Source organism: Botrimarina colliarenosi (assembly GCF_007859955.1).
Classification (GTDB): Bacteria; Planctomycetota; Planctomycetia; order Pirellulales; family Lacipirellulaceae; genus Botrimarina; species Botrimarina colliarenosi.
Genome location: NZ_SJPR01000001.1, coordinates 1,091,305 through 1,107,642, shown reverse-complemented (window position 1 = coordinate 1,107,642; position 16,338 = coordinate 1,091,305). Strand labels below are relative to the sequence as shown.

13 protein-coding genes and 1 tRNA gene are annotated in these 16,338 nt (G+C 65.6%); 5 read left to right on the top strand and 9 right to left on the bottom strand.

All coding sequences use genetic code 11. The annotated features are described in order from the left end of the window. Positions 1-383 precede the first annotated feature (383 nt). A complete protein-coding gene (gene metG / locus Pla108_RS04285; protein WP_146443344.1) occupies positions 384-2,510 on the top strand; it encodes a methionine--tRNA ligase in 2,127 nt (708 codons plus the stop codon). 116 nt (positions 2,511-2,626) lie between these two features. On the opposite strand, the gene Pla108_RS04280 is transcribed toward metG, so the two are convergent. The 3 genes from Pla108_RS04280 to Pla108_RS04270 all read right to left on the bottom strand — a co-directional run bounded on the left by Pla108_RS04280 (position 2,627) and on the right by Pla108_RS04270 (position 7,001). Further along, complete coding sequence (locus Pla108_RS04280) at positions 2,627-3,004, bottom strand: DUF2237 family protein (protein ID WP_146443342.1); 378 nt, start codon at positions 3,002-3,004, stop codon at positions 2,627-2,629. Positions 3,005-3,208: 204 nt separating this feature from the next. Further along, complete coding sequence (locus Pla108_RS04275; protein ID WP_146443340.1) at positions 3,209-5,512, bottom strand: polysaccharide biosynthesis tyrosine autokinase; 2,304 nt, start codon at positions 5,510-5,512, stop codon at positions 3,209-3,211. Between the two features lie 295 nt (positions 5,513-5,807). Then, on the bottom strand, positions 5,808-7,001 hold the full coding sequence (locus Pla108_RS04270) for an exosortase/archaeosortase family protein (RefSeq protein WP_146443338.1): 1,194 nt from the start codon (positions 6,999-7,001) through the stop codon (positions 5,808-5,810). A gap of 433 nt (positions 7,002-7,434) precedes the next feature. Between Pla108_RS04270 and Pla108_RS04265 the strand changes: the two genes are divergently transcribed. The 3 genes from Pla108_RS04265 (at position 7,435) to Pla108_RS04255 (ending at position 10,362) form a co-directional block, all read left to right on the top strand. Beyond that, positions 7,435-8,514, top strand: a complete 1,080-nt coding sequence (locus Pla108_RS04265; RefSeq protein WP_146443336.1) for a polysaccharide biosynthesis/export family protein — start codon at positions 7,435-7,437, stop codon at positions 8,512-8,514. Between the two features lie 119 nt (positions 8,515-8,633). Beyond that, positions 8,634-9,479 (top strand): hypothetical protein, encoded by an 846-nt coding sequence (locus Pla108_RS04260; RefSeq protein WP_197526230.1) that lies wholly within the window; start codon positions 8,634-8,636, stop codon positions 9,477-9,479. 172 nt (positions 9,480-9,651) lie between these two features. Further along, positions 9,652-10,362 (top strand): exosortase-associated EpsI family protein, encoded by a 711-nt coding sequence (locus Pla108_RS04255; protein ID WP_146443332.1) that lies wholly within the window; start codon positions 9,652-9,654, stop codon positions 10,360-10,362. 26 nt (positions 10,363-10,388) lie between these two features. Here Pla108_RS04255 and Pla108_RS04250 read toward each other — a convergent pair whose 3' ends face one another. Continuing rightward, positions 10,389-11,504, bottom strand: a complete 1,116-nt coding sequence (locus Pla108_RS04250) for a DUF1559 family PulG-like putative transporter (protein WP_146444428.1) — start codon at positions 11,502-11,504, stop codon at positions 10,389-10,391. Between the two features lie 346 nt (positions 11,505-11,850). Here Pla108_RS04250 and Pla108_RS04245 point away from each other — a divergent pair. Continuing rightward, positions 11,851-11,934 (top strand) — tRNA-Leu (locus tag Pla108_RS04245). Between the two features lie 749 nt (positions 11,935-12,683). Here the strand turns inward: Pla108_RS04245 and Pla108_RS20825 are convergent. The 5 genes from Pla108_RS20825 to floA form a co-directional block, all read right to left on the bottom strand. Further along, positions 12,684-12,851 carry a hypothetical protein gene (locus Pla108_RS20825; protein ID WP_197526229.1) on the bottom strand — a complete coding sequence of 56 codons (168 nt, stop codon included), beginning with the start codon at positions 12,849-12,851 and terminating at the stop codon, positions 12,684-12,686. Next, on the bottom strand, positions 12,823-13,662 hold the full coding sequence (locus Pla108_RS04240; RefSeq protein ID WP_146443330.1) for a hypothetical protein: 840 nt from the start codon (positions 13,660-13,662) through the stop codon (positions 12,823-12,825). Before Pla108_RS04240 ends, Pla108_RS20825 begins: the two co-directional genes overlap by 29 nt. Before the next feature lie 395 nt (positions 13,663-14,057). Beyond that, positions 14,058-14,273, bottom strand: coding sequence for an FmdB family zinc ribbon protein (locus Pla108_RS04235; protein WP_146443328.1), 216 nt, complete (start codon positions 14,271-14,273; stop codon positions 14,058-14,060). A gap of 41 nt (positions 14,274-14,314) precedes the next feature. Further along, entirely contained in the window at positions 14,315-15,130 is an 816-nt protein-coding gene (locus Pla108_RS04230; protein WP_146443326.1) for a hypothetical protein, read from the bottom strand. Positions 15,131-15,179: 49 nt separating this feature from the next. Beyond that, entirely contained in the window at positions 15,180-16,193 is a 1,014-nt protein-coding gene (gene floA, locus Pla108_RS04225; RefSeq protein ID WP_197526367.1) for a flotillin-like protein FloA, read from the bottom strand. Positions 16,194-16,338: the final 145 nt, after the last annotated feature.

Genomic DNA, 16,338 nt, shown 5'->3' with positions numbered 1-16,338 from the left:
CGAACGCCGCATCCTGCGACGAAAAAATCTCGTGGTTGCGCTGGCCGCCATCCTTTGGCGACCTGGGCAAGTCAGTCAGCTCGGCAAATTTGTGCCAGTCCGGTAATTGTTACAACCTCAAAACTTCAACGCCGCTAGCAGGGCTGGCGGGCTTTCGGCGAGCCGTCGACACAAGTCGTCGGAGTTTTTCGCGAGTTTCGCTCAAGTCGCTGACGCCCCCCGGATTCGAAAACGGACTCCGGGGACTGACGTCACCCGGCTCGCCGTCACTTGGTTGCACTTGGCGTGCCAGAGGGGCCGCTGGCGGTCGGGTCGTGGGGACGACGCGACGCCGATAGAATGCCGGCCACGCTCTTGCTGTCACCGCCCACCGCCCGCCGTAAATGCCCGCAGAAACCCCTGTTAACCGCCGCCTGCTCGTCACCTCGGCCCTGCCGTACGCCAACGGCCCGATCCACATCGGGCACCTCGTGGAGTACCTGCAGACCGACATCTGGGTCCGCTTCCAGAAGCTCACCGGCAACCGCTGCGTCTACGTCTGCGCCGACGACACGCACGGCACCGCGATCATGATCCGCGCCCGCCAAGAGGGGCGGACCGAGGTCGAGCTGATCGCCGACATGCAGCGCCAGCACGAAACCGACTTTGCGGATTTCCTGATCGAGTTCGACAACTACGGCAGCACCAACAGCGAAGAGAACCGCCAGCTGTGCGGCGAGCTGTGGGCGTCGATCCGCAAGGCGGGCCTCGTCAAGGAACAGGAGGTCCAGCAGCTGTTCGACCCCGAGGCGGGCACGTTCCTCGCCGACCGCTTCGTCCGGGGGACCTGCCCCAAGTGCGGCGCCGCCGACCAGCCGGGCGACAACTGCAGCAGCTGCGGCAGCGCCTACACGCCCGCCGATCTGGTGAACCCGGTGAGCACGCTCAGCGGCGCGACGCCCGAAGTTCGGACGGCGCCCCACCTGTTCATCGAGCTCGAGAAGCTGCACGGCTTCTTACGCGACTGGGTCGAGACGTCCGACGCCCTCCAGCCGGAGATCGCCAACTACCTCAAGGGCCACTTCCTCGGCCCCAAAGACAAGCCGCTCGAACTGCGTGACTGGGACATCAGCCGCCCGGCGCCCTACTTCGGCTTCGAGATCCCCGACGCGCCGGGCAACTACTGGTATGTCTGGTTCGACGCGCCGATCGGCTACATCGCCAGCACGCAGCAGTGGTGCGACAAGCAGACGGTCCAAGGAAACGTCGAGAAGCTCGATGATTGGTGGCGTAGCGGCGACTGTGAAGTCCACCACTTCATCGGCAAGGACATCACCTACTTCCACACGCTCTTCTGGCCCGGCATGCTCAAGACGGCCGGCCTCGCGCTGCCGACGAAGGTCCACATCCACGGCTTCCTCACCGTCGGTGGCGAGAAGATGAGCAAGAGCAAGGGGACGTTCGTCAACGCGCGGACGTACCTCAACCACCTCGACCCACAGCCGCTGCGCTATTACTACGCGTCGAAGCTCTCGGCCCGCGTCGATGACTTCGATCTCACGCTCGATGATTTTGTGTCGAAGGTGAACACCGACTTGGTGGGCAAGGTGGTGAACCTCGCCAGCCGGGCCGCGAAATTTGTCGAGAAGACGGGGTTGTCGAAGGAGTACCCCGACGATGGCGGGCTCTTCGAGCAAGCGGCCGCTGCTGGCGACGAGATCGCTGCGGCATACGAGCGCTGCGACTACTCGCACGCAATGCGGCTGGTGCTCGCTTGCGCCGACCGGGCGAACCCGTTCGTCGAGGAGAACAAACCCTGGGAACTACGCAAGGACCCCGCCAACACCGATCGAGTGCAGGAGGTTTGCACGATCGCGCTGAACCTGTTCCGCCAGATCGCCATCTACCTCGCCCCGGTGCTACCAAAACTCGCGCAGCAGACGGGCGAGCTGCTCAACGATCCGATTACCTCTTGGGACCAATCGCAGACGCCGCTGGTCGGCACGCCGGTCGCCAAGTTCCAACACCTGATGCAACGCGTCGAAACCGAGAAGGTCCAAGCGATGATTGACGAGACGAAGCAAAACGCCGCAGCCGCAGCAGGCGAGCCGGAAGCGTCAGCGCCCGGAGCGGCAGCGGGGACGACGTTCGACGACAAGTGGAACGACGGCCCCGAGCCGCTCGCCACCGAGCCGCTCGCCGCGGAGTGCGTCTACGACGACTTCACGAAGGTCGATCTGCGGATCGCACGCGTCGTCGAGGCGAACCACGTCGAGGGCGCCGACAAGCTGCTGCAGCTGACGCTGTCGCTCGGCGGCGGAGAGACTCGCAACGTCTTCGCCGGCATCAAGAAGGCCTACGCACCGGAGGACCTGGTCGGACGCCTCGTCATGTACGTGGCGAACCTGGCGCCGCGGAAGATGAAGTTCGGCGTCAGCACTGGGATGGTCGCCGCCAGCGGCCCAGGAAACGAAGAGGTTTTCCTGCTCTCACCCGATGAGGGCGCGAAGCCGGGGCAGCGAGTCCACTAGTTGATATCGGCTAGTCGAGAGAACTGTAAGGGGCGTCTCTGACGCCGATTTCGCGCACCATGCCGCGTTCGGCGAGGAGACCGTAATCGGGGTCGGGAGACCCCTCCTACAGAACGTCACTCCACCGCGTGCTCGCGCAGCTCTTCCAGCGTTGCGAACTCCAGCGACGAGATGTGGCACGCCGCCAGCACAACCGGCGGAGCCATGCCGGCGTCGTACGCCTCTTTCCAGCGGGCGGCGCACAGGCACCAGCGGTCGCCGGCGACGAGGCCCGGGAACTCGTACTCAGGGACCGGCGTGCTGAGGTCGTTGCCGCGTTCTTGGCTGAACGCCAAGAACTCCTCCGTCATCTCCGCACAGACCGTGTGGACGCCGACGTCCCGGGCGCCGGTCCGGCAAAACCCGTCGCGGTAGAAGCCGGTCACCGGATCGGTGCAGCACGGCGTGAGCGGATTCCCGAAGACGTTCTTAGGGACTGGTGTGGCCTTGGCCATAGAGCGAACGACGTTGAAGCGGAAACCTGTCAGAAGATTCCTACGTTAACGATGGGGCGACTGTCCGCCCAGTGTCTGGCCGCTCAGTGTCTATCCACCCAGTGTCTGACGTGAGGAATGCGAAGCAACGGACAATCCGTGCAAAAAAAGAAGCGGGGCCCCGGAGGGCCCCGCTTGTGGAAATTTAGTGATTAAGAGGGTCGATCACGCGTCGGCCATTTCGAGCTTCTTCTGCTCGCTCTTCGGCGTCACCTGCTGCAGGTGTGTCACGCGGCGGTCGGCCGACGTTGTGACGCCGTTGACCACCGAGCCGATGATCCGCACGCCGACGCTGCGGAGCAGCTCGACCGACTGGTGGATCTTGGTGACACACGAACGGTCGCGGAGCACCGACAGGATCGCCCCGTCGCAGTGCTGTCCGAAGAGGAGCGAGTCGGAGATGCCGATGACCGGCGCCCCGTCGATGATGATGAAGTCGTAATCGGCCCGGAGCTTGTCGAAGATCGGCTGGACCTGCTCGGTGGCCAGGGCGCGGATGGCGTCGGTGTCGCAGTAGCCGGCCGTCATCAGCCACAGGCCCTCGGCCTGGGTCGGGCGGACGACGTCCGACACCTCGGCTTCGGCCCGGAGCACTTCGCTCAGACCGTCCTCAAGCGGGGCGTTGAACAGCGTGTGCAGGGCCGGCCGACGCAGGTCACCGTCCACCAACAAGGTCCGTCGTCCGGCGCGGGCCAGGCTCGCGGCGAGTTGGCTGGCGACCGTGGTCCGACCTTCGCCGGTCTCGGCGCTGGTGACGAGCACCAGCTGCCGCTTCTTGGAGGTCGACTCGTGCATCAGGGCGGTCCGGACACTGTCGATCGACTCGCTGAGCTGGGCCAGGATCGGGCTCTTCGCACTGAGCGACTTCTTGCCCGACAGGCTCGGCAGGGTGCCGATGACGCGGATGCCGAGGCCCTCGTCGATCTGCTGCGGGCCGTTGAGGCGACGGGCACGGAACTCCATGTAGCCGATTCCGAGGCAGGTGAGACAGAGGGTCGTCAGTCCGCCCAGCCCGGAGATGGCGTAACGCATCAGGCGGTTGCGATTCTCGAACGTCTCGGCGACGGCCGACTCGTTCCCCTTGCTGCCGATGGCGCGGACCCGGTTGGGGGCTTGGTTCTCGACCTGGAGGGTCTGGATCTTCGTCGCGATCCCCTGCTCGACATCCTGGAGCTGCTCGATCTCCGCCAAGCGAAGCATCAGGTCGGTGTTGCTCTCGGCCTTCAGCATGAGAGCCGACTTGATGTCCTCGAAACGCTCCTTCAGTTCGTTCAGTTTGGCCTGGGTAAACTGCCTCTGAATCTGGTAGGCGGTGGTCGCCTGCTTGAGGTAGGGGTTCGGTTCGTTCGTCTGCTGCCCCGCGATCTGCGCCCGGAGCTGCTGCTTCATCTGCTCGACTTCTTGGCGGGCCTGGGCGGCCTGCTGTTCGAGCATGCGGATCTGGGCCGACGTGCCACGCTTGACCGTGGCTTTCAGGCTGCGGATCTGCATTTCGTAGTACATGGCCTCCTGCTGCAACTGGGCGATCATCGGGTCCTTTTGGACCATCTCGTCAACGATCTGCTCCTGGTACGCGGGGTCGTTGATCTGCGTTTCGAAGATCTTGAACTCGGCGGTCGCCTTGGAAAGCTCGCTCTCGAGCTTCGACTGCTGCATCTGCATCTCTTTGACCTCGGTGAGCATGAGCTGCGTCTCGGGGTCGAAGCCGCTGTAGACATCGCTGGTGCCGCTGTCGTTGGCAAGTTGTTTGTAGGTGTCGAGCTTGTCGCGGACCTGATCGCTGATCTTGCGGAGACTCGTACGGAGGATCTGGAGCGGCAGGGCCCGTTCGCCGGCGTCGCGGAAGATCACCTCGTCGTAGTACGCCTTGCTGACCGCCTCGACGACCTGCTTGAGGTCCTCCTTGGGGTGCGGCCCCGCCATCGAGATCTCCATGATTTCACCGCGTGAGGGGAAGGAGACCCCCAACTCATCACGGAGCCATTCGACCTTGTCGTCAACGTCGTCGAACATGTCGAGCCGCGAGATGGCGCCGTTGTTCGCCCCGAGGGCGGTCATCAGCACCAACGGGCTCTTGATGTAGGCGAGCTGCGTGTTCTTGTAGATCTCGTAGTCTTCCTTCCCGACGTTCGGGCCACGCTCGAGCAGCGTCAGCGGGCTGCTAGAAACGTCGTACTGGGCGCTCGCTGAATTGGTCTCGGGGAAGAGCCAGTACAGGAGGCCCGTGACCGTCGTGGCGAGCAGCAGCCCCATCGACGTGGCGAGCAACCACCGCCGCCGCAAGGCGTGGAACAAGCCGTCGCGATCCATGCCGCCACGGAGGACGTCCTGCCCGCCAAAGCCGATCGGCTGTCCGAAGCCGTGGCCATGGACGCCATGCTCCGTCATCGCGGTTGCGGAGGGAGCGGTTGCGACGAGGGAGGCCCCGGAAGGGGGCGACGCGACGTTGCCGTTTTCGTTCTGACTCATCGGGCGAGATTCTCCGGGTCGGGCGGCCTCGCCACTGGCTTATCCAGGGCGGGCGAGTGCGGGAGACGAGTAGTGTTAGCGAGGAGGGGGGACAACCGAATCGCTGCGGGGCTCCCGCGGCGGAATCGGTGGTTGTTCCTCCGGTGAAGCAATCCAAAGGCCAAACCGGCCGCGGACGGTTACCAGGAACGCAAACCATTGCAATCGAAGGGTTTACGACCGCAGCAGCTCATCCTCTCCGCCAGCCATGTGTTGCAAAACCGCGTCAAATGGGCTGCCGTGTCGCTCCGCCGCCTCAGCGGCTGGAGGTCGGGGCCCCGATACCGAACGCGCCGCCTTGCCCGCCCGCCGCGACCCCGGAGTCGATCCCCTCCTCCTCAACGCTGAGGAACGAGAGCACCTTGAGTTCGAGGTAAAGCAGTCCCATCGCCAGCGGCATCATCGCCAAGCCGGCGTAGTCGTGAATCAGTTGGTGGATCGCCTCGCCCTCGGGGAACATCCGGAACAACAGCGCGGTGGCGACGATCCGAGTGACGTTAACGATTAGTGCGATTGGGATGGCGCTCAGCAGGACGATCATCCGGTCCCACCAGGGACGCTTCATCAGCAGCGCACAGGCGACGGCGAAGCCGCCGAAGATCGTCACCATCCGCAATCCACTGCACGCCTCGGCGACTTCCAGGGGGATCCCGTCGACGGTGATGCGATTGCCGTCGCGGATCACCGGCTGGCTCAAGATCGTCAGGATGACCTCGCTAGCACGGGCCGCCAGCTCTTGCAGGCTGAGGAGCAACGACTGCTCGATCCCGCTCGGGAGCGGGAACATAAAGATCAGAAAGCCGATCGCCGCGCCCGTCCAGCGGAGCAGCGACCAGCCGCCCAGCATCAGAAAGGCGCCAAATATGGCGACCAAGAACGACACACGGTTGACCGGCTCCATGTAGAGCCCTGCCCCCAGCAAGATCCGCAACGCGTAGGCGGCGAGCAGAACGCCCAGGCCGATCCAGCGCTCGTTGGCGGCGACCCGTTCGATCGGCTGGCCGATCAGCACATAGGCGAGTCCCGCCAGACAAACGACGGCGATGCCGACGCCCTGCAGCAGCGGGTTGCCGATCGACAGGCCGCCGATCGTCAAAGCAGCGCCCAGACCGGCGCCAAGCCGCCCGAATTGCGACGCCGGCAGGACCCCCATGAAGGTCTCCTGCGGGACCCCTTCCGGGGGGTCCTGAGCCGCGGGATTCGGCCGCATCGTCCACATCAAGTAGAGGGCGATCATCGGCACGATCCAGCCGTGCGAGTACTGGTCCGTCTGCCAAGCGGCGGACGTGTTCTCCAGCATGTTCCAATAGGAATAGGTCAGCAGGCCAACCAGGCCCAGCAGGCCCAGGTAGGTGTTCTTCTGGTACGCGTCGTCCCACGAAAACTGGGCAGCCGACGCGACGGGGCCGCCGGCCAGCGGCGAGACGGGGCTGACGAAGTCGTTGGCCATGGGTAGCAGGGGGCAGGAAGGGCGCAACCGGCTTGGCGGATTTTCCGCGGCTGGCTTGACGGGGCTTAGGACGACGCCGGCGGGCAGGGAGTTCCGGTGTCGGACAGAAAATTGGGCGGCGAATCCCACCGCCGGGCGAACGACGAACCGGCTCCGAAGCCGCGAGCTACGCCACCAAAGTCGAGCCTAGGCGTCACCCGGCATGCTGTCAAACAAGGGGGAGGCCGGCTCGCGTCGCGGCCGGCGCCACCAGCGCTAGCGGCTGGCGACCCCTCCACTTGGGGCGAATTTAACGGCTGGGTCAAAGTTCTGGGGCGACCTGTCCGATCATAACGACTGTGCCGCCAGTAACGGATGCGCCGACCGAGCAGAGTCTCGGCCGGGGAGGTGGCCACTAAGTCCGCTGCGCCCTTCGACGAGGCGATTATACGCGATGATTGGCGATCTCTTCACTGTTGCCTGCCGTCCTCTGGGTCACGCCCGGCTCCTCACGTTGTTGTGTGGCGTTGTGGCCGTTACCAGCAGTGGCTGCACCGCCTTCATGGCGCCACGCGAACCGATCCCGGCGTCGCCGCCGAGGCCTTCGTCCAATTCGCCGGTGCCGCGCGAGCTGGAGATGATGTCGCTGCCCCCTTACACGATTGAGCCGCCGGACATCCTGCTGCTCAACGCGATCAAGGTCGTCCCCAAGCCGCCCTACATCGTCGAGCCGTTCGACGGCTTGTTGATCCGAGCGGCGGGCGCCTTGCCCGACCAGCCGATCGCGGACGCCTTCTTCGTCGACCCCGAAGGCATGATCGACCTGGGCCCCTCCTACGGGAAGGTGAAAGTCGTCGGCCTCACGATCGACGGCGCCAAGGACGCGATCCGCAAACAGCTCAGCACGATCCTCGAAGAGCCCGAAGTGAGCGTTTCGCTCGCGGTCTCGTCGGGAGCCCAGCAGATCGTCGGCGAGCACCTCGTCGGCCCCGACGGCCGCGTCAACCTCGGCAACTACGGCTCGGTTTACGTCACCGGCCTGACGATCGAAGAGGCCAAGGAGGCGATCGAGCAGCAGCTGTCGCTGAAGCTCGAGGACCCGCAGGTGATCGTCGACATCTTCTCTTACAACAGCAAGAAGTACTACATCATCACGCAAGGCGGCGGCTTCGGCGACAACGTTGTCCAGCTGCCGATCACCGGCAACGAGACCGTGCTCGACGCCATCGCGGCGCTCGGCGGCCTCAGCCAAGTCTCGTCGACCAAGATCTGGATCGCCCGCCCGGCCCGCAACGGCGCCGAATGCGAGCAGATCTTGAACGTCAACTGGGAAGACATCACCCGCGGCGCCTCGACCGCGACCAACTACCAAATCCTGCCGGGCGACCGCGTCTTTATCGCCGACGACCCGCTGGTGAAGTTCGACGCGGTGATCTCGAAGATCACGCGGCCTTTCGAACGGCTCTTCGGGTTCACATCGCTCGGCGCCTCTTCGATCGACCGCGTCGTCAACTTCTCGCAGGTTACGAATTAAGCGGCTCGGCGACCCGTGTGACGCGGATCGCGTAGCGGAAAGCGTTCAAGCCATCCCCCCAGCAATGGGGAAGACGCCGGCCCGGCGGCCGGTCTGATTTGAGGGGAATGAGACCCATGATGAAAGTTCGAGCAGTCGAAACCCTAGCGTTCGTTGTCGGCCTCGCCGCCACCCAGGCGATGGGATCGGGAGTTGGCGTCTCGTACTACGTGCCGGGGACACCCGTTGCAGCCGGCCCGCCGGCGGCGAGCTGCCCCCCTGGCGGCTGCGGTCCCGTGGCGTCGTGCAATTCCTGCCAGCGGCTGGGCTTCGCTTGTGTCGATCACGCCACCGTCCCGCCTTGCACCGCCGAAGGGGGATGCTATCCGTCCCGCGGCACCTGGGGCTGGAACCAGACGCGGTGGCGCCGCTGGCCGGGGACCGAGGAAGGGGGCCCCAAGCCGCAGGAGGCCGACGCCCAAGACTCGTTGCTTCCCGACTACGAAGAGCCGGCGCCCGAGGACGAGGACAAGCAGGCCCCCAGCCCCATCGAAGACGAACGCTCGGAAGAGCCCACGGAAGGCAGGGACCTGCCGCCGGCGCCGCGTCCCGGTCGCGAGATCGACCTGCCCGCCTTCCCCGAGCCCAACCTGCCGCGCCCGGCGATGCCGGCCCCGGCGCCCAGACAACAGCAAGCCCCGCCGGCGCCGCAAAGCCTGCCGTTCGGCTACGCCCCGCCCGAGGGCAACCCCACCGCCAACCGCTACGGGCCGCCGAGCCTGCCGTTCGGGTCGCAGCCGACTTCGCAACCGACGTCCCTGCCGAAGACCGCCTCGAGCGACGACGCGCCGCCGCCGCTGCCGGTCGGGTTCACCAACAGCGGGTCGCCAACCATGCTCCGCCGACTGCCCATCACGGGGGGCCGGCCGGCGACTTTCGACACGTCCGTCCAACCGGCCTCGGCCCATCTGCCGCTGACACGCTGATCCGGCACAACCGGTCGAAAACCACCAACGGGCCGCCCGTCGCCAGACGGAGCGGCCCGTTCGCTTGACTCACCCCGTAAGCGGGTCTAGCGTTCCGAGAGGCGGAGCGTCGCTCCGTCCCGCTCCGGTCGGTTTCGTAGTCACCCTTCTTCGCATCTTCGCAGGGCGCCCGATGTCGCGCATTGTTCCGATCGTGATCGCCGTCGTTGCGATCGCCGCCCTGACCTTCATCGAAGGGCGGATGTCCGAACGCTGGGGCGACAACCGCCACTGCGACTATTGCGCCACGCTGCTGGACGACGTCCCCAAGAAAATCGGCAACTGGGTCGGCGTCGACAACGAGGTCGGGGAACGCGAGCGCGAGGTCGCCGGCGCCCGCGGCTATGTCTCGCGGACCTACAAGAACGAAGCGAGCGGGCAGTCGGTAGGCATTTGGTTCATCGTCGGGCACGCCCGCGACACGTTCCGTCACACCCCCGACATCTGCTACGGCGGGAGCGGCTTCGCCATGCAGGGCGACCAGCGCGCCTTCCACCTCGACGACCCCGAAGCCGACTTCTGGACCGCCAAGTTCTCTCGTCCGTCGCGCACGGGCGGCGTCGAGCAGCAACGCGTCTTTTGGACCTGGTTCCGCCCCCAAGCCGATTCCGGCGAGCCGGTCACATGGCGGGTGCCGGGGTCGATGGGCGACAGCGCGACCCGCTACGAGTTCGCGGCCGCGCCGGCCCTCTTCAAGCTCTACTTCACCACCAGCGGCGATGCCGCCGAGCAGGAGGGCGACGAAAGCGTCTGCATGACGTTCGCCCGCGAGTTCCTCCCCACGGTCGAGCCGCTGCTGGCGCCCGCCAACGGCGCGATACCCGCCGACTTCGAATCGCCGTGAGGCGGCGCTTCTGACCGCCCCGGCCGCTACAGGTCCGACTCAGACGGCTGTGGCAGATTGCGGTCCGGTGTTCTGTTGTCATCGACGTCGTAGTAGTTCGACCGTTTGTACTTGGTCGTCATCGACTGGGCATAGACTCGTGACGTCACCCGCTCATTGATGTAGCGGACACTTCCGTCGCAGAAGGCGATGTTGACGCCACCGGGGTGATTGCTTGACGGGTAAGCCAGCGACTCGTTGACATCGACCATCGTAGTCGGCGTCGCAACCGACTGATCGCGGCCGCCATTGATGCGGTAAACGTTGTCGGGATAGCCGGAAGAAGTTGGCAGCTCGCGGTGCCATACGAAGCCGAAGTGCTGCTTGGCGTCCGGGATGGAATTGTCATTCGCCGAGTAGGTGTAATTCACGGCGTTGAGGTTCTCAGAAATCATCATCGTCTTGCTCGTTCCATCGCCCGACGAAATGTAAGCGAGCGACATCTGCAGCGTCGGCGTCCCCTCGCGGTTATCCACCGCGTTGAGCCAGCCTGTAGTGGGAATGCCCGTCGCTTTCTTGTTGAGGTCAAAGAAGACCCCGTCCGCTGCGTACTCCAAGAGGGTCCCAGTGGGTCTCGACGGATCGCCGAACGCCCAGCCCGCGTTACCGACGTAGGAGGTCGTCGGCTCGCCAACGGTTTCCGCCGGATCGCTGGGGCACTGCATGCTGGCGATCTCCGGTGTGAAGGACGCATCGATGGCGGCGATCTGCGTGATGGGAGCCGAGTTATTCCAACTCTGCGTCCAGCGGTCCCAGAGCGGGCCGTTTTCCATGTAGGGAAAGAGCATGACAACCCAGCTGGCGCGACGCCCGACCGACAGTTCGCCGTTGGCCGCCTTCGAGCTGCCTTGATTGCCGATCTCGTTAATGAGTCCCGGCAGTTCGCTTTGTGTCGTGTCGTAGTTGGTCATAGCGGTGACCAACTGCTTGATATTGTTCTTGCAAGTGTTGTTGCGAGCCGCTTCGCGGGCCGATTGCACCGCGGGAAGCAAAAGACTAACCAGCGTGCCGATGATGGCGATCACCACCAGCAGCTCGACCAGGGTGAAGCCCGGCAGCGGACGGGCGGGGGCGTTCGCGTAGCGGAAGAGGGGGCGCCTCATAGTCTCTTAATCCTGCCAGTTAGGTTTTTCGCATGCCCACCAGCCGCGACCTGTTCCGGGGCGGCGGCGTTCGGACGGGCTGAGAGCGTCTTGCGGGGCGCGGCGGACTCGGGTCTGGCGAACGATTCGCCGTCTCCGGACCCCGCTATTGCCCCACGGGGGCGACTCGCCGTGCGTCAGACGAGCGGCCGCCATGCCTCATTGTGTCGCTCGGGGGCCCGGCTGTCCACGAAAGCGGGAAAACCTTGCCGCAGGAGGCTCCCAATTTTAGCCCGTTGACGGCGCCGGGCCGCCGAGTATTTTAGGGGGCTGCGACGCCGCGTTTCGACGCGACGGCTGCAGAAAGGGGCTCGTGGCGGAATTGGCAGACGCGCATGCTTGAGGGGCATGTGCCCGCAAGGGCGTGCTGGTTCGACTCCAGTCGGGCCCACTTTCCGGAGCGATTTCCTTCGCAAATCTTTCGCAGGTAACGACTTAGCGACGGCTGTTTTTTAGCGATGAACGCTAAAAGAACGCCGAGCAGGCGACTTGCGAGCGGTGCGAGGGATCCTTCGACGAACGACCCGCCTCGCCAAGGGCGGGTCACCTGCTGTTAGCGGAAACGAAGGCTGAAGCGGTCGGGACGGGGGCAAGGTTTCTTCAGCGGGGGCTTCTTCGCGGGTCGCTGACCCCGGAATCCGAGCCCGGGACCCCGGAATTGGGGCCCTTGAAGCGTTGCGAAGATTCAGGACGAATCTTTCGGAATTATTGCCTCCCCCGACCGGAATTGGTTATTCTGTGTAGTAATGGTTTCGCCGCTGTGCGGCTCCGGTAGCCCCGAAAGCGGAACCGTTCCTCCCAAACAAGCAGCCGGCGAAACTCGCCGGAATAATCGACCACCCCGCAGAAACGCGTGGCTTTCGGCTGTCTTCGGACGTCGGGGGCTACGCGTTTCTTGCTGCGCTGATCGCGCTGCGGGCGTAGCGAGTGGAAGACGTCTCGTGGCGCTGGAAGTAGCGAGGCGAGTTTTTTGCGATCCGCGCCGTGGGGGAGTTCGCAACTCCCGGCGCTGGCGCTTAGGGCTCCCGCCCACGTGTTGGCTGCCCGTTGGTGGGCGGGAGCCCTAAGCGCCAGCGCCGGGAGTCGCGTCAAGACACGCGCAACCGCAGCGAATCGGGGCGATCCCCGCCGCCGCCCGGCCTAGAATCCGTACTTGGCTCGCTCGAGCGCCAGGAACAGACACCCCAGCGACATCGAGAGCGTCGCCAGGATCATCAGCACCGTGTAGATCGACGTCGGCGGCTTCTTGACGAGGACGCCACGTGCGGGGCCAACGGGGCTAGTTGAGGTTGAGTCGAGTTGCGACACGGTCGCCCTCCTGGATCGGGCCTTGCTGGAAACGGGTGTCGACACGGCCCACGGCGCGGTCGGGAGCCGTCTTGAGGATCTCGACGCGGCCCTTGTACTTCGTGTCGCGGAACACCTCGACGGTGTCCCCGACCCGCAGGCCATCGTCGTCGCCGATGCTGATCTCGACGAGTTGCACGCCGCTACGCCGCTGGGTCTTGCTGACGAAGCCGTCCACCCGCGGCGTGACGCCGTCGGCGGGCGTGTTCGGGTCGAGGCCCTCGGACTCCATGACGCGGCTCATCCGGCCGGTCTCGGCGACCAGATCGCGTTGCCGCTCGATCGCAGTCTCGAGGTCGTTGCGGATCGACTGCAGCTCTTCGGTGGCCTTGAGGGCGACCTCGAAGCTGCGGTCCTTCGCCACGATGTTCTCGCTGATCGAGTCGCGGAGCTGCGTGACTTCTTGGGCGAGTTGGTTGTTCCCCTGCTGAGAAACGGTCACCGCCTCGATCGCCTGGCGTTCTTTGACGCTCAGATCGTTCAGGCGGCGGTTGATCTGCTGGTTGTCCTCGGCGAGACGGGTCGCCTCGGTCTCGAGCTTGCGGACCTGCTGCAGCGCCGCCTCGGCCTCGGCCTTGAGCTGGCTTTCTAGGGCGTTCGACTGCCGCACCAAGGTTTCGTACCGGGCGCGCTCGTCGTTGAGCTGCTGTGTTTTTGCGTCGGCGACCGACTTCCAGTTGCGGTGCGTCGAGTAGACGGTCAGCGCCAGCGCCATGAACAGGACGCTCAGGAAGAACAGTGCGACGACCAGGCTTTTGCCCAGGAGATTCATCGTGTGAGGCCTATTCTCGAACAGCGAAGGGCGGGACGGCCCGCGGGTGACAGCCACCTCGAAACCGTGAGCCAGCAGCCGGTGGCGGGGGACTCTTGGCGGGGAGCGGAATCGCTCCCCACACGCACCCGCCGACCGATTGGCGTCTGGGCAGTATAGACACGCGTGAAAAGGGGTGTCAATTTAAGCGTTTTGCGTAATCTCGCCCTGATGCGGGACTTACGTCGGCTCGCTACGCCTCTGCGGGTTGTAGGGGCCTGGGAGGAGCCAACCACCTCAAAAGACCCCCTTCACCTCAAAAGATCGAAGCCGCGGGCGCGAGCCCACGGAGTAAGAGACGGAATCTGGGGACGCCAAGGGCTTGCGCCCCCGGCTCCGAAGCATCCGGCGATTCATCAGCCGGCTGGAAAGCAGCCGCAACCCGATCCGCACGAGCCGGCCGGCGGACCCGCTTCGGGACGCCCGCTGCCGCTCGGCGTCGCGCAGACGCTCAGCAGCTTGACCAACTCGGTACGGCCACAATCGGGGCACGCGGGCCGCTCTTCGGGAGAGCGGACCAGCACCTCGACCTCGTGATCGCAGCTCTTGCAAAGGTATTCGTAAAGCGGCATCGATCGATTCCCAGCGAGGTGGCGTTTAGCGATCCGACGGTTTAGCGATCCGATGGGCGGCGGAGGATCTCGGCCAGGATGACGGCCTCGCCCACGCCCCCGGGTCGTTTCAGGGCCTTCTTGATACGAGCGGCGGCGGAATCCGGTTCGGCCGCGGCGCTGGCGGCCGGGCGTTCGGCGATGTTGCCCAGTCGGTGGTCGAACTTCTGATGAAGCCGTTCCTCAAGGCGTTCGTCGGTTTGCGAGAGCGATTCGCCGAGATGGGCCGCCTGCTCGGCGAGCTGGCTTTCGGGCAGATGCCGCATTTCAGAGCGTTGCGTCATCGAATCCGAAGGCCGCGGTCGGCGCGGTTCGCGCTCGGCGTCGGCCGCCTCGACCGGGGTCGTTTTAGACGGCTGCTGGCGGGCGGGCGGCGGCTGGCGGCGGGGGGCCCGTTGCGGCGGCTCCTCGAAGGGGTCGATCGGCTGGCGCCGTGGCTTCGGCGGAGCGGGGTCGCCGCCGGGCTGGTGCTGCTGGGTCGCCCGCCGCAAGAACTCTTCGACCTCCGACCGCAGGTCGGCTTGCTTCGCCGCTGGAGCGGGCTGCGGCGCGCGCTCGGCGCGCGGACGCCCCTCGGCTCGGGGCGGCCCATCGGCTCGGGGCAGGTCGTCTGGCAGCGCCTCGCGGTCGTCCCAGCGGGCTTCCCGCCCCGGGTTCTCCGGGTCGGCGGCCTCCTTCTGGTCGCGGATCGTGACCATGACTTGGCGGAGCACCCAGAAGGCGACCACCAACAGCGGGCCGATGCCGTCCATCCAGCCCGCGGCGACCCAACCTGCGGCGAGCAGGCTCGATTCGGCGGCAAGGGGCGTGAAGGGCACGGCAGGCTCCTCGGTCAATTACGCGGGGTTAGGCAGCCATCGCGGGGGGTTACTTGGCCGTCGCGATGGAGGTCCGCATCTCGGTGTCGGCCTGGACGTTGCGCATCCGGTAATAGTCGAGGATCCCGAGCTTGCCGGTGCGGAACGCCTCGGCCATCGCGGCGGGGATTTCCGCTTCGGCCTCGACCAACTTGGCCCGCATCTCTTCGATGCCGGCGATGTTCTCTTGCTCTTGCGACACGGCCATCGCCCGCCGCCCTTCGGCCGCGGCGCGGGCGACGCGGGTGTCGGCCTCGGCCTGGTCCGCCAGCAGGCGGGCGCCGATGTTGTCGCCCACGTCGATGTCGGCGATGTCGATCGAGACAATCTCGAACGCCGTCTGCGAGTCGAGACGGCGGGCGAGCACCGCCTTGGAGATCCGGTCGGGGTTCTCCAGCACGTCCTTGTGGCTCTTGGACGAGCCGATCGCGCTGACGATCCCCTCGCCGACACGGGCCACGATCGTCTCCTCGGTGGCGCCGCCGATCAGTTGGTCGAGGTTCGCCCGCACGGTGACGCGCGCCTTGACCTTCAGCTGGATGCCGTCCTGGGCGACCGCGTCGAGGCTCGGCCGCTTGCTGTTCTTCGCCGGGCAGTCGATGACGCGCGGGTAGACGCTCGTCTGGACCGCCTCGAGGATGTTGCGGCCCGCGAGGTCGATCGCGGTCGCCTTCTTGAAGCCGAGGTCGATGATCTTCGCCTTGCGGGCGGCGATCATCGAGCGGATCACCAGCGGCACGTTGCCGCCCGACATGTAGTGGGCCTCCAGCGCGCGGGTGGTGACCCCTTCCTCGTCGGTGAGGCCCGCCTGCGTGGCCATGATCTTGCTGCGGACGATCACCGTCGGGTTGACCTTGCGGAAGGTCATCCGCAGCAGGTCGAACAGGCCGATCCCCGCCCCGGTGGTCACCGACTGGATGTAGAGCCGGAAGAACCGGGCGACGATTGCGAAGATCGTCAGCAGGACGATGATCCCCGCGACCGTGATGACGATCCAAACGGTCGGGTTCTTGAGGAGTTCCATCATCGCAGTTCGGCATCGTAAGAGGGTCGGCAGATAAGCCTGTTGTAGAGCCGCCACGCCGCCGAAACAACCTTGGGGACCGGCTTCGGCCCCGTCCCTGAGCCCGCCCCTGAGCCCCTGAGCCCCGGGCGCGAGCCCGGGGAGT

Excerpts from the sequence above, each read along its gene's own strand:
- Pla108_RS04260 (WP_197526230.1), top strand. The coding sequence starts at position 8,634 with ATGAAAGTTCGAGCAGTCGAAACCCTAGCGTTCGTTGTCGGCCTCGCC.
- Pla108_RS04265 (WP_146443336.1), top strand. The coding sequence starts at position 7,435 with ATGATTGGCGATCTCTTCACTGTTGCCTGCCGTCCTCTGGGTCACGCC.
- Pla108_RS04275 (WP_146443340.1), bottom strand. The coding sequence starts at position 5,512 with ATGAGTCAGAACGAAAACGGCAACGTCGCGTCGCCCCCTTCCGGGGCC.
- metG (WP_146443344.1), top strand. The coding sequence starts at position 384 with ATGCCCGCAGAAACCCCTGTTAACCGCCGCCTGCTCGTCACCTCGGCC.
- Pla108_RS04270 (WP_146443338.1), bottom strand. The coding sequence starts at position 7,001 with ATGGCCAACGACTTCGTCAGCCCCGTCTCGCCGCTGGCCGGCGGCCCC.
- Pla108_RS04255 (WP_146443332.1), top strand. The coding sequence starts at position 9,652 with ATGTCGCGCATTGTTCCGATCGTGATCGCCGTCGTTGCGATCGCCGCC.
- Pla108_RS04235 (WP_146443328.1), bottom strand. The coding sequence starts at position 14,273 with ATGCCGCTTTACGAATACCTTTGCAAGAGCTGCGATCACGAGGTCGAG.
- Pla108_RS04280 (WP_146443342.1), bottom strand. The coding sequence starts at position 3,004 with ATGGCCAAGGCCACACCAGTCCCTAAGAACGTCTTCGGGAATCCGCTC.
- Pla108_RS04240 (WP_146443330.1), bottom strand. The coding sequence starts at position 13,662 with ATGAATCTCCTGGGCAAAAGCCTGGTCGTCGCACTGTTCTTCCTGAGC.
- floA (WP_197526367.1), bottom strand. The coding sequence starts at position 16,193 with ATGGAACTCCTCAAGAACCCGACCGTTTGGATCGTCATCACGGTCGCG.
- Pla108_RS04250 (WP_146444428.1), bottom strand. The coding sequence starts at position 11,504 with ATGAGGCGCCCCCTCTTCCGCTACGCGAACGCCCCCGCCCGTCCGCTG.